At 62.6% G+C, this 12,725-nt stretch carries 11 protein-coding genes; 5 read left to right on the forward strand and 6 right to left on the reverse strand.

The genetic code is table 11. The annotated features are described in order from the left end of the window. Positions 1-18: 18 nt before the first annotated feature. Positions 19-561, reverse strand: coding sequence for a hypothetical protein (locus tag ATN38_RS25445; protein WP_003940921.1), 543 nt, complete (start codon positions 559-561; stop codon positions 19-21). 99 nt (positions 562-660) lie between these two features. Continuing rightward, on the reverse strand, positions 661-2,403 hold the full coding sequence (locus tag ATN38_RS25450; RefSeq protein WP_003940825.1) for a glycerol-3-phosphate dehydrogenase/oxidase: 1,743 nt from the start codon (positions 2,401-2,403) through the stop codon (positions 661-663). Positions 2,404-2,511: 108 nt separating this feature from the next. Between ATN38_RS25450 and glpK the strand changes: the two genes are divergently transcribed. After that, positions 2,512-4,002, forward strand: a complete 1,491-nt coding sequence (glpK, locus tag ATN38_RS25455; RefSeq protein ID WP_218748904.1) for a glycerol kinase GlpK — start codon at positions 2,512-2,514, stop codon at positions 4,000-4,002. 170 nt (positions 4,003-4,172) lie between these two features. Continuing rightward, positions 4,173-5,588: an MFS transporter gene (locus ATN38_RS25460; protein WP_042449618.1), complete on the forward strand. Its 1,416-nt coding sequence runs from the start codon at positions 4,173-4,175 to the stop codon at positions 5,586-5,588. Here the strand turns inward: ATN38_RS25460 and ATN38_RS25465 are convergent. Then, positions 5,585-6,481, reverse strand: a complete 897-nt coding sequence (locus ATN38_RS25465) for a LysR substrate-binding domain-containing protein (RefSeq protein WP_218748910.1) — start codon at positions 6,479-6,481, stop codon at positions 5,585-5,587. The genes ATN38_RS25460 and ATN38_RS25465 overlap by 4 nt on opposite strands. A gap of 83 nt (positions 6,482-6,564) precedes the next feature. Between ATN38_RS25465 and ATN38_RS25470 the strand changes: the two genes are divergently transcribed. Next, positions 6,565-7,479, forward strand: a complete 915-nt coding sequence (locus tag ATN38_RS25470) for a CoA transferase subunit A (RefSeq protein ID WP_256520553.1) — start codon at positions 6,565-6,567, stop codon at positions 7,477-7,479. After that, complete coding sequence (locus ATN38_RS25475; RefSeq protein WP_003940707.1) at positions 7,476-8,261, forward strand: 3-oxoadipate--succinyl-CoA transferase subunit B; 786 nt, start codon at positions 7,476-7,478, stop codon at positions 8,259-8,261. Before ATN38_RS25470 ends, ATN38_RS25475 begins: the two co-directional genes overlap by 4 nt. Here ATN38_RS25475 and ATN38_RS25480 read toward each other — a convergent pair. Together ATN38_RS25480 and ATN38_RS25485 are read right to left on the reverse strand one after the other, a co-directional pair. Continuing rightward, a complete protein-coding gene (locus tag ATN38_RS25480; RefSeq protein ID WP_065352211.1) occupies positions 8,242-9,423 on the reverse strand; it encodes a PLP-dependent aminotransferase family protein in 1,182 nt (393 codons plus the stop codon). The genes ATN38_RS25475 and ATN38_RS25480 overlap by 20 nt on opposite strands. Positions 9,424-9,604: 181 nt before the next feature. Then, positions 9,605-11,008: an NAD(P)H-quinone dehydrogenase gene (locus ATN38_RS25485; RefSeq protein WP_003940987.1), complete on the reverse strand. Its 1,404-nt coding sequence runs from the start codon at positions 11,006-11,008 to the stop codon at positions 9,605-9,607. Positions 11,009-11,162: 154 nt separating this feature from the next. Between ATN38_RS25485 and ATN38_RS25490 the strand changes: the two genes are divergently transcribed. Further along, positions 11,163-11,633 carry a gamma-glutamylcyclotransferase gene (locus ATN38_RS25490; RefSeq protein WP_003940753.1) on the forward strand — a complete coding sequence of 157 codons (471 nt, stop codon included), beginning with the start codon at positions 11,163-11,165 and terminating at the stop codon, positions 11,631-11,633. Positions 11,634-11,646: 13 nt separating this feature from the next. Here ATN38_RS25490 and ATN38_RS25495 read toward each other — a convergent pair whose 3' ends face one another. Continuing rightward, positions 11,647-12,723 (reverse strand): hypothetical protein, encoded by a 1,077-nt coding sequence (locus tag ATN38_RS25495; RefSeq protein ID WP_030535059.1) that lies wholly within the window; start codon positions 12,721-12,723, stop codon positions 11,647-11,649. Between the last annotated feature and the right edge of the window lie 2 nt (positions 12,724-12,725).

Genomic DNA, 12,725 nt, shown 5'->3' on the forward strand with positions numbered 1-12,725 from the left:
CACCGAACGGTACAAACCTTACTTACTCGAGCGGATGGGGTCGCCGCCGCTCGCCGATTCCCGCCCGTCCGTCCCCTGAAAAGCTTCCGTGGCCGCGCGGTGATGCAGAGCCGTCACGGTGGTGATCTGCTTGGACACCAGGTCGTTGAGCTCGCGGTACTGCTCCTCCGTCTCCCCGGCCGGAATGTCTCTCAGGACCTCCCACATCGCACTCTTGCCGCACAGAGCGGTCCGCATGATCTCGAGAGTTGCCAGCTTCACGAGACGGTTGCGCCAGATGGCGTCGACATGGACGAGGCGCCTGATCCGATTGACCGTCGCGTCGATCTTGGAGTACCGCGGCAGAGATATGCCCTGGGTGTCCTCGATCAGTTGCAGCAGCTGCTCGATCTCGTACTCGAGCTCACCCGGCAACGAGTCCAGCTCACCGTCGGCCCACGCGCCGTACGAGTCCGAGAGTGACCGCGAGAGTTGCAGCCCTACCATCGCTCCGCACAGGTGAGTGACCAGATAAGCAGTGGCTATGTGTTCCTCAGCAGATCTCGACCGACTACCGAACATTGGGATCCTCCTGGGCGACGCTCGACCGGTCTGTGCTGACACGGGTGGTGATTCGACATCCGCCTACCCGCGACAGACCGAGAACAAACGACGGGCGACTCAGACCCGATCCGGCACCACGACGACGGGTTCGAGGATCTCGGCCCGAGACTCCGGCGCTGCGGCGCGCAAGGCGTCGGCCGACTCGTCGTCCGGCTGGGTCTGCGACTCGATCTCCGCTTCGACGCGCGCTCGGTACGTGTCGACCTCGCGCTCGACGGTGGCGGCATCCCAACCGAGAATCGGGGCAACCAATCCGGCAACCTGTTGCGCACAGTTGACACCACGATGCGGGTACTCGATTGCGATGCGCATGCGGCGAGCCAGGATGTCGTCGAGGTGCAATGCACCCTCGGCCGCGGCGGCGTACACAGCCTCGACCTGAAGGTAATCGGGGGCATCTGTGATGGGCTGCAACAACTCCGGCGTCTGTCGGCCGAGTTCGAGGACCTCCGTGATGAGTGAACCGTAGCGGTCGAGCAAGTGCTTGACGCGATACGGATGCAAGCCGTACTGCTCGCCCAGTTGCACAGTCTGATTGATCAACGCGAAGTATCCGTCGGCGCCGACGAGCGGCACCTTCTCCGTGATCGACGATGCCACTCGCGCCGGAATGTCTTCTGCTGCGACGTCGACGGCGTCTTCCGCCATGACCCGATACGTCGTGTACTTTCCACCGGCGATGGCGACCAGGCCTGGAGCCACACGGGCAACGGCGTGCTCGCGCGAGAGCTTCGACGTCTCGTCGCTCTCACCGGCAAGCAGCGGACGCAGGCCTGCGTAGACACCGTCGATGTCGGCGTGCGTCAGCGGCGTGACCAGAACGGAGTTCACGTGGCCGAGGATGTAGTCGATATCTGCTTTGGTTGCCGCTGGGTGAGCGAGATCCAAGTTCCAGTCGGTGTCCGTGGTGCCGATGATCCAGTGACTGCCCCACGGAATGACGAACAGCACCGATTTCTCGGTACGCAGGATGATGGCGGCTTCACTGACGATGCGATCGCGCGGGACGACGATGTGTACGCCCTTCGACGCTCGCACCCGGAACCGTCCGCGCTGACGTGAGAGGGCCTGGATTTCGTCCGTCCAGACACCGGTTGCATTGATGACGACGTGACCCTTGACCTCCGCGGTACGGCCGTCTTCGCAGTCGCGAACACGAACTCCCGAGACCCGGTCCGCTTCACGCAGAAATCCCACGACCTGCGTCGACGTTCGGACAACCGCGCCGTAGTGGGCGGCGGTCCGTGCAACGGTCATGGTGTGCCGAGCGTCGTCGACGACGGTGTCGTAGTACTGGATGCCACCGGTCAGTGAACTGCGCTTGAGGCTCGGCGACATGCGCAGTGCGCCCGCCCGGGTCAAGTGCTTCTGGGAGGGGACCGATTTGGCGCCGCCCATCCGGTCGTAGAGGAAGATTCCCGCGGCCATGTACGGGCGTTCCCACACTCGGTGAGCCAAGGGGAACAGAAACTTCAGCGGCTTGACCAGGTGCGGAGCGAGCGTGGTCAGCGAGAGTTCGCGCTCACGCAACGCCTCACGAACGAGGCCGAATTCTAGTTGCTCAAGATAGCGGAGACCGCCGTGGAACATCTTCGACGAGCGACTGGACGTACCGGATGCGTAGTCACGGGCCTCGACCAACGCAACCTTCAGCCCGCGGGTGGCCGCATCGAGGGCCGCTCCGACACCGACGACACCACCGCCCACCACGACGACGTCGAATTGCTCGGTCTGAAGTTGTTCCCAAGCAGCTTCGCGCTGCTGCGGGCCGAGAAACTGCGCACCTTGCTGCTTACTCAACCCGGTCTCCTGTAAGTCGACGACGAATCCGTTTACAGGCTAGTAGCTTGATCCACATACTGCGACAGCGCACGGATTACTGCGAACACGCCCGAACCTAGGAGCACAGTGAATCAATACATCGCCGCCATCGACCAAGGCACGACGTCGAGCCGCTGCATGATCTTCGATCACGACGGCGCCGTGGTGAGCGTTGCGCAGAAAGAACACGAGCAGATTTTCCCGCGAGCAGGTTGGGTCGAGCACGATCCGGTGGCGCTGTGGATCAACACTCGGGAGGTGGTGGCCGGCGCTCTCGCGAAGGTCGATCTCACGCGGGCCGACATCGCTGCCGTCGGAATCACGAATCAGCGTGAGACAACCGTCGTTTGGGAACGTTCGACGGGTAAGCCGATCTACAACGCGATCGTGTGGCAGGACACGCGCACGGATCAACTGTGTGTCGAACTGGGCGGCGACGAGGGTCCGGACAAGTATCGAGACAAGACCGGACTACCACTCTCGACCTACTTCGCCGGGCCGAAGATCCGCTGGATTCTCGACAACGTCGACGGTGCGAAAGCAAAAGCGGAGGCCGGCGAATTGTGCTTCGGCACTGTCGACACGTGGATCGTGTGGAACCTGACCGAGGGCGTCCACGTGACAGATGTCACCAATGCGTCACGCACGATGCTGATGGATCTCGAGACCCTCCAGTGGGACGAATCGATCTGTGCGGACTTCGGAATCCCGATGTCGATGCTCCCGGAAATCCGTAGTTCCTCAGAGGTCTACGGCACAGGACGTCCACGCGGCAATCTCGCCGGTGTGCCGGTCGCCGGAATCCTCGGTGACCAGCAGGCAGCCACATTCGGCCAGGCCTGCCTCTCCGAGGGTGAAGCCAAGAACACCTACGGCACCGGCAATTTCATGCTTCTCAATACTGGCACGAAGCCGGTGCACAGCAAGCACGGACTACTGACGACCGTCTGCTACAAACTCGGCGAAGCCCCTGCCGTGTACGCACTCGAAGGTTCCGTCGCCGTGACGGGTTCCTTGGTCCAGTGGCTTCGAGACAATCTCGGAATCATTCAGAACGCCAAGGACATCGAGCCGCTCGCCGCAGGTGTCGACGACAACGGCGGCGCCTACTTCGTGCCCGCGTTCTCCGGGCTGTTCGCACCTCGGTGGCGACCGGATGCCCGGGGTGTCATCGTCGGTCTGACGCGCTTCGTCAACAAGGGACACCTGGCCCGCGCAGCGCTCGAGGCGACGGCATACCAGACCCGCGAGGTCATCGACGCCATGCGAGCGGATTCGGGAGTCGAACTGTCCGCACTGAAGGTCGACGGCGGCATGGTGGTCAACGAAACCCTGATGCAGTTCCAGTCGGACATCCTCGGAGTTCCCGTCATCCGCCCGGTGGTCAACGAAACGACAGCTCTCGGTGCTGCATACGCAGCGGGCCTCGCCATCGGTTATTGGGCCGACACCGAAGACATCCGCAACAACTGGGCCGTCGGCCAAACCTGGGAACCGGCGATGGACGAGTCCGAAAGGTCACGGCTGTACGCGGAGTGGAACAAGGCCGTCGAGCGGACGTACAACTGGTCCGAGTAATCACCCGATCCTTCCATACCGGAAGAGCTGATCATGGTCGTCTATTGATGCTCCTGAGGTATCAATAAGCGACCAAGTTGGTATTGGACGTGACCTACACCACTCTGCGAATCTCATTCAGGCACGCCACGTTTCGGCGCCGCGAATGTTGCAGAGAAAGGTCGCCACGCATGAGTTCACCCACTCGCAGTTCCGAGGAGATCAACGCCAAGGCGCGAAGAGCCGGTATCGCTTCGTTCATCGGAACCACTATCGAGTGGTACGACTTCTACATCTACGGCACTGCCGCTGCCCTGGTATTCGGCGACATCTTCTTCTCCGACACTCTCCCGAACGGAGTCGGCACTCTCCTCGCCTTCATCACACTCTGGGCAGGCTTCCTCGCCAGGCCGATCGGCGGGATCATCTTCGGTCACCTCGGCGACCGGATCGGACGCAAGAACACTCTCGTCATCACCTTGATGATGATGGGTGTCGCCACGGTAGGCATCGGACTCCTCCCCACCTACGCACAGGTCGGGATCTGGGCGCCGATCGGTCTGGTCACCCTTCGCGTCATCCAAGGAGTCGCGGTCGGTGGCGAGTGGGGCGGCGCAGTGCTCATTGCCAGCGAGAATGCCCCGAAGGGCAAGAGCATCCTCTACTCCGCGTTCGCCCAACAGGGCTCACCCGCCGGAAATCTGTTGGCCACCATCGCGTTCTTCCTTCTATCCTCGATGCCGACGCCGTCGTTCCTCCTGTACGGATGGCGCATCCCGTTCATCATCTCGGCGGTGCTGGTCATTCTCGGGATGATCATTCGCCTCAAACTCGAAGAGTCGGACGAGATGAAGGCCGTTCTCGCACGCAAGAAGGTCGTCAAGCTTCCGCTCGCCGAAGTCTTGCGCAAGCACTGGGTACTGGTTCTCCTCGGCGCCGGCGCACTCCCCCTCGCCCAGGTCACCTATTTCAAGAACACCTTCGCATTGTCCTGGGCTACAAAAGAACTCGGATACGATCGAGGAACCTTCCTGGCCGCCATCGCGATCGCGCTCGTCGTGCAGTTCATCGTCCAACCTTTCGGTGCCGTCCTGGTCTCCAAGATCGACATGCGAAAAGCCATGTGCCTGATGGTGATACCGGAGTTCGTCCTCATGCCCGCTATGTTCTTCGCGATCCGAACCGGGAACTTCACCATTGCAGTCGTCGCAATGTGTCTGGCCACGATCCCGCACTCGATGTTCTACGGCGCCATCGCCGGCGTTCTCGCTCGGGCCTTCCCCGCCAACATCCGTTACACCGGTCTGTCGACGGCGTACCAATTGTGTTCCCTTGTCGTCGGCGGCGGAACTCCCGTACTGGCGCAGTGGATGCTCAACACGTCAGGCAATATCGTCGGGGTCGCGATCGTATCCGGGCTGTACGCCCTTGTCTCACTGATCTGCACCCTGCTCCTGCTCCGACGTACAGGCTACAACGCGGGCGAACTCTCGACGGCCGAACAAGCGGACTACGACGAACTCGAACTCGAAAACACTCTTGTCGATATTGCGAACTCGCCGAAGTCCGAAGCGGGTGAGATTCCTACCGGTCGGGCAACCGTCTAGGCCAGGGACGGCAGCGCCTGCTCGGACAATTTCAACACTTCGAGAAGAGCAGGTCTGTCGTCTCCCTCTCGCCAGGCGATACGCAGTTGAAGAGGAGGAGGTGGGTCCATGACCGGAACAAAGACAACATCAGGATTCACGATGCTCTGGGCCACCGAGGAAATGGTCAACGAGCATCCGATTTCCGCGGACACCAGCGCGATCAACGACATCGAATCCGGTGCCGTCTGCACGATTCGAGCCAGGAACCCTGCGTTCTTCGAGGCAGTGAGCAGAGACTCCCGCAGAATCGAACCTGGCTCCGCCGGAAGCGTCACCCAATTCTCGGACTCCAATTCGATCAACCGAACCGAGTCCCTCGACGCCAACGGGTGGTCTTTGGACATGACCACCAGAAAGTTCTCCTCGGCGATCAATCTCGACGTGATCCCGAGCGGCGGTACGGTCCACCGCACCATCCCGATGTCGAGTCGTCGATCGAGCAGCATCAACAACGCCTCGTTCGCGAAAGCAGAACTGTCGAGCACGAATTCGATACCGGGATTGGTCTTTCTCACCAATTTCGCCCACCGCCCGACGAGCAGATGCGAAGAAGTCCCCGCGAAACCCAGGCGAACGCGACCTGTCGTTCCCTTGCCTGCCGCAGAGACCGCGATCTCGGCCATCCGGCACGCGTCCAGAATCTCGCGCGCCGGAAGCAGCAGCGCTTCACCGGCAGCAGTGAGCCGCACAGTTCGAGTGCTCCGATCGAACAACGGCGAACCGAGCTGTTTCTCGAATTGCCTGATCGTTCGACTCAGCGGCGGTTGCGCAATCCGAAGCCGCTGCGCCGCACGGCCGAAATGTAGCTCCTCAGCCACCGCGAGAAAAGCGTTGATCTGATGAATTTCCACCCGACATTGTTGCGCCACACCGGCCGAACATGTCAAGTTCCGAAACCGACCGAGTGCGCGAAAGAACAAGAAGAGGTACACACGTGGACAAGACCCTCTCGATGAAAGAGGCCGTCGGCCGATACGTCGAAGACGGGATGACCGTTGCGCTGGAGGGATTTTCGCATCTCATTCCTTTTGCCGCGGCACACGAGATCATCCGGCAGGGCAGAAGGGACCTCACCCTCTGCCGGATGACGCCGGACATCGTTTCCGATCAACTCGTCGCCGCCGGCTGCGTCCGAAAGCTGGTTGCCTCGTTCTTCGCCAGCGGCTCCGCAGGTTCTCTGTACGAGTTACGCAGACGCATCGAGAACCAGGACCCGCTCCCCCTCGAAGTCGAGGAATACAGCCATTACGGCATGGTGTGCCGGTATCAGGCGGGAGCGGCCAGACTTCCCTTCTTCCCGCTGCGGTCGTACGCAGGTAGTGATCTACCCGCACTCAACCCACAACTGAGACTCGTCGAGGATCCGTACGGCGGCGGGAGCGTCTACGTTGTGCCGCCGTTGAATCCGGATGTGACGATCATCGGCGCACAGCGAGCGGACACGTCCGGGAACGCACAGATCTGGGGCATCGCCGGGGTGCAGCAAGAAGCCGTTTACGCCGCGGAGAAGGCGATCGTCGTTGTGGAAGAGCTGGTCGACGACGAGGTCATCAGGTCAGATCCGAGCCGAACTCTGATTCCCTCGCACGCCGTCGACGCGGTTGTCGTCTGCCCGCGCGGCGCGCACCCGTCGTACGCACAGGGATACTACGACCGCGATTGCGGCTTCTACCGACGCTGGACCGAGATTTCCAAAGACCCTTCGTTGCTGAGAAATTGGCTCGACGAATGGGTGTACACACTCGGCGATCACGACGAATATCTCGCCAAGCTCGGAGCTGACTACTGGTCGGATCTCGAGGTCGAATCAAAACTCTCCACACCTGTCGACTACGGGAGCAGACTGTGACCACCACGATTGTCAGCGGTAACACCACCTCCACCGAAACGATCGTCGCCGTCGCGGCACGCGAGTTGGCGGGTAAGCGCCGGGTTTTCGCCGGAGTCGGGCTCCCCACGCTCGCAGTCGATCTCGCGCGCCACACGTCGAATCCGGACGTAGAACTGATCTACGAATCCGGAGTGTGCGGCGCGCATCCGTCGGCGATGGCCGAAGGTATCGCCGACTCCGTCGTGGTCTCCGGCGCCGAATCCGTGCTCAGTATGGCCGCACTCTTCGGTTATGTCCTGCAAGGTGGCAACGTCGACGTCGGTTTTCTCGGGGCCGCTCAAATCGATCGAACGGGAAGCCTGAACACAAGTTTCATCGGTGACTGGAAGAACCCGACGGTCAGACTGCCCGGAGCAGGCGGGGCCGTCGAGATCATCGCGAACGCGGCCGAGATCTTCGTAGTGATGCGTCGCCACGACCTCAGTTCCTTTCCGGCCGCGCTCGACTTCTGCACCTCACCCAGCCCCGCCCGCGCCCACGCCAGCGGAAAGGGCATCATGCCGGCAGGTGCAGGAGTGACAAAGGTGTTCACCAACCTCGGTGTCCTGACACACCAGGGCCCCGGCGGCGAGTTGGAGCTGACCAGTGTCCACGAAGGCATCTCGGTCGATCAGGTGCGAGAGGCGACGGGATGGGATCTGGCCGTCGCCGACCACGTCACCGTCACCACCCCACCGTCCGGTACGGAGATCGATCTGCTCCGCAACACTATCGACAAAGTCAGGCTGTACCTGCGGTGACACTGTCCCGGAGCCTGCCGACGGCGTCGACCAGCACCGCTTCGGGATACGTCGCGAAACACAGTCGAGCGCTTCGACCAAGGTCCGCTTCGACCGCGAAGGCCGAACCTGGGACAAATGCCACGCCATGCGCGAGCGCGGCACCCAGGAGTTCGGTGGTGTCGACGTCGTCGAGGAAATCCATCCAACAGAACATCCCGCCGCGGACCTCGGAAAAGCGTGCACGCCCACTCAATTCCGTCTCGGCGGCCGTGACCAACGTCTTCGCCCTCGCGCCGTACCCCGCTCGAAGCACGTCGAGATGCGCGTCGAACCATTCGACGTCGGAGAAGAGGTCTGCGGCGATCTGCTGGGTGAGCGAAGACCCGCACAGGTCAGCGCCTTGCTTGATCAGTTCGACCGCCTCGCAGACCTTTCGGTCGCCGTGCAGCCAGCCGACGCGCAGCGCCGGTGCCAACACTTTGGAAGCACTGGACAGCCGAATCACCCTGTCCGACAACGCCGCCAGCGGTGCGGGCGGTTTCTCGCCGAAGTACAGTTCGCCGTACGGGTCGTCCTCGAGCACCCAGAACCCGTATCGGTCCGCCAGTGCCGCCAAGTGCGCTCGCCGCTGCGCCGAAAGCACCGCGCCGCGCGGGTTGTGGAAATTGCTCACGGTGTGAACAACTTTGGGCCGAAGACCGGCGTCGAGTTTCGTCTCGAGCGCGTCGGTGTCCATTCCGTCCTCGTCGAGCTGGACGGGAACGAGACGGGCCTGCGCCGTTCGAAAGACCTGCAGCGCACCGGTATATGCCGGTTCCTCCACGACCACGACGTCACCGGCGTCGAGGAGGACCTGCGCGAGCAAGCTCAAACCTTGCTGAGAACCGTGGGTGATCACGACTTCGGACACGTCGAGTGTCCGCCCGATCTTGGATGATTCGCGCTCGGCGATCACCTCACGGAGGCGCCGCAGGCCGGAGGTCTCGCCGTACTGAACGGACGAGGGGTCACCGAGTGCGTCGTGGGCTGCCTTCGAGATTCGCTCCCGCGGAATGAAATCGGGATCGGGCAGTCCGCCGGCCAAGCTGATGACGTCGGGCCGGGCAGTCAGGGTGAGCAGATCGCGAATTGCAGAACTACGGAGTCCGTCCATGCGAGCGGACAGCGCGGCGTGTGTCATATGAAGCTCCCAGGCACGCAGAATGAAGGTCAGAGGAAAAACACCCTGAGCCGTCCTGGGTCAACGGGGCGGGAGAGCGCCGAGATACCGACCCTTGATTCGGTCGGTATCTCGACTATCCCACCAATACTTCAGTATATGAAACAGAGTTCCCACATTGTAAGAAGACTCTGGTCGGTTGTCAGTCCAGGTCGTCGTGACGCATGAGCTGACGAGCAGCCTCGGTGATCGATCCGGTCAGCGACGGGTACACCGAGAACGTCTGCGCCAGGTCGTTGACCGTCAGGTTGTTCTGTACGGCGATCGCGATCGGCAGGATCAGTTCCGAAGCAGTGGGTGCGACCACAACACCGCCGATGACCACGCCGGTAGCCGGGCGGCAGAAAATCTTCACGAATCCGCGACGCAAACCGGACATCTTGGCGCGCGGGTTGGTGTTGAGCGGCAACATGACGGTGCGCGCAGGCACCTCTCCGTTGTCGATCGCTGCCTGCGAAACACCCACCGTTGCAATTTCGGGGCGTGTGAAGACGGCCGACGCGACGGTCTTCAACTTGATCGGGCTGACGCCTTCACCCAGTGCGTGGTACATCGCGATACGTCCCTGCATCGCAGCCACCGACGCGAGCGGGAGCAGTCCGGTGCAGTCACCGGCAGCGTAGATACCGGAAACCGTGGTGCGCGAGACCCGGTCGACACGCAGGTATCCACCCTTGTCCAACTCGATGCCGACCCGCTCCAGGCCGAGACCGTTGGTGTTGGGGACGGAACCGACGGTCATCAGAGCGTGGCTTCCTTCGACCGTGCGGCCGTCGGAGAGCTTGACGACGATGCCCTTCTCGGTGCGCTCGACGGCGTCCGCGCGGGCGTGCTTGACGAGGGTGACACCGCGCTCGGCGAGGGCGTCCTCGAGCACGAGCGCCGCATCGGCATCCTCGCCGGGCAGAACACGGTCGCGACTGGACACGAGCGTGACCTTGACGCCCATCTCGGTGTACGCGGAGACGAACTCGGCACCGGTGACACCGGAACCGACCACGACCAGGTGCTCGGGAAGCTCGTCCAAGTCGTAGAGTTGGCGCCACGTCATGATTCGCTCACCGTCGGGCTCGGCTCCCGGGATGATGCGGGGGCTGGCGCCGGTGGCGATCAACACGACGTCTGCGTCGATGGTCTTCTGCTCGCCGCTTCCGAGCGTCGCGCGAACCTGGTGTGCTGCCATGCCGAGGAGCGGATCGGTCAGTTCGGCGGTGCCGGAGAGAACCTCGACGCCTACCGTCTGCAACCGTGCGCGAATGTCCGAGGACTGGGACAACGCGAGACTCTTGACTCGGGAGTGGATCTTCGGCAGTGACACCGAAGCCTGCTCCGGATCCAGAGTGATGCCGAGGTCGGATGCACGACGCATGTCGGTGCGGATTCCGGTGGACGCGATGAACGTCTTCGACGGGACACAGTCGAACAGCACACACGCACCGCCGACGCCGTCCGAATCGACCAGGGTGACCGTGGCCCCGTGCTGCGCGGCTACCAGTGCCGCCTCGTAGCCGGCGGGTCCGCCACCGATGATCACGATCCGGGTCATGTGTCCTCCAAGTCCTCGCGTGGCCGGCAGGGGTCTCCCGTCGACCAATGTCACGCTATTCGAGCACCACGTGTCGCGCAGTGCTTGTACCAGATTACTTGCGTCCGGTGGTCCGCTTCGCCACACCCTCGGACCACGGTTTAGGCTTGCGCCCGTGTCGATTTATGCCGCCTACGGTTCCAACATGCATCCCGAGCAGATGTTGTTGCGCTGCCCACACTCCCCCATGTCCGGGACAGGGTGGCTGCGAGGCTGGCGCCTGACCTTCAGCGGCGAGGACCTCGGCTGGGAGGGTGCTCTCGCCACCGTGGTCGAAGATCCCGATTCCAGTGTTTTCGTGGTGCTCTACGACGTCCCGGAAGAGGACGAAGTGAGTCTGGACCGCTGGGAAGGTGCCGAACTGGGTCTGCACCGCAAGATCCGCGTGCGGGTCGACACCGCCGGCGACGCGGTACTTGCGTGGCTCTACGTCATGGATGCGTACGAAGGCGGGCTGCCGTCGGCCCGCTACATCGGTGTGATGGCCGACGCCGCCGAGATTGCCGGAGCGCCGGCCGAGTACGTACGAGAGTTGCGGACGAGAAACAGCCGCAATGTCGGTCCGGGTAACGGTGTTACCGATTAGATAGCTGTCCTGCTCAAAGCAGCAGGAAATACGCGAGCACTGCCAGTGCTGCGAGCACCACCACAACCGTCACGCCGATGAGCACACGCTTGGAACCGCGCGACTCCGATTCGCCTGCGACAACTGCAGTTTCCGGCTCGGCGGTCGCCACCCCGGCAGCGGTTTCTGCCGCCACCTTCTCGCGTCCCAGGGTGTCGAACACCTCGGTCACGTCGTGTGAAGGCGGCAATCCGATCGGCACGATAGTGTGCGACGTCGAGGTGAATCCGGCAGCCAGAATTGCGGCTCCCAGCGCAGCCGACTGCTCAGGTCCGGGACCGAGTTCACATCTGACACCGAGCTTTTCGGCAATCCCGGCCGCTATGGACATCATGGCCGCTTTGTCTGTCGCCGGTTCGCCGTCACCGGTGACGACTACGGCGTCCAGGTTCTCCGGCATCCAACCGAACGCACCCAGAGCCGTCGCGAGGCGTGAACTCGGCGAACTCCCGTCGCCGGCAAAGCCGAATGCACGGCCGGCCGCGACACCAGAACGCACGAGGGTGACCGCTGCCCCGGTGTCGTCCACGTGATAGATGCCGATGAGCGTGCCGGCGAGTGCCGCGATTTCCGACTCGAACCACGCCGACACGGCCTCGGCATCCGAGACGAGTGTGACTCGTTCGAGGCCCGCGTAGACCAGCGAATCCTGCATGAGGGCCGCTGTCGACGAGTCCCAGCGTGACGGGTAGGTCGCGACGATGTCGGGCGCTCCCCCGCTTCGACCACCACGATCGGGCAGCGGCTCGCATTCCTGCAACAGACAGCGAATCGAGGTCGCCACCAAATCCTCGGCGCGGTAACGAGTATCGGCAGTTCCCGCGACGCCACTCGGGTCCCCGACGCGACCGACAAAGCCCGACCAGCTCTCGGCGAACTCACGGCCGGCACCCAGTTGCTCGGTGCCACCGAGCACCGTCGTTCCGTCCTTGCGTTGATTGAGGATCGTGTCCCGAACCAATACCACCGGATCGGCCGAACCCGGATCGTTCGACGCAACGACAGCCGTCGACACCAATGTGCCGATTCGCACTCCCACACCTATGGACATGC

Origin of the sequence: Rhodococcus sp. FH8 (assembly GCF_019266085.1) — a bacterium.
Classification (GTDB): domain Bacteria; phylum Actinomycetota; class Actinomycetes; order Mycobacteriales; family Mycobacteriaceae; genus Rhodococcus_F; species Rhodococcus_F qingshengii.

Excerpts from the sequence above, each read along its gene's own strand:
- ATN38_RS25495 (WP_030535059.1), bottom strand. The coding sequence starts at position 12,723 with ATGTCCATAGGTGTGGGAGTGCGAATCGGCACATTGGTGTCGACGGCT.
- ATN38_RS25480 (WP_065352211.1), bottom strand. The coding sequence starts at position 9,423 with ATGACACACGCCGCGCTGTCCGCTCGCATGGACGGACTCCGTAGTTCT.
- ATN38_RS25460 (WP_042449618.1), top strand. The coding sequence starts at position 4,173 with ATGAGTTCACCCACTCGCAGTTCCGAGGAGATCAACGCCAAGGCGCGA.
- ATN38_RS25485 (WP_003940987.1), bottom strand. The coding sequence starts at position 11,008 with ATGACCCGGATCGTGATCATCGGTGGCGGACCCGCCGGCTACGAGGCG.
- ATN38_RS25445 (WP_003940921.1), bottom strand. The coding sequence starts at position 561 with ATGTTCGGTAGTCGGTCGAGATCTGCTGAGGAACACATAGCCACTGCT.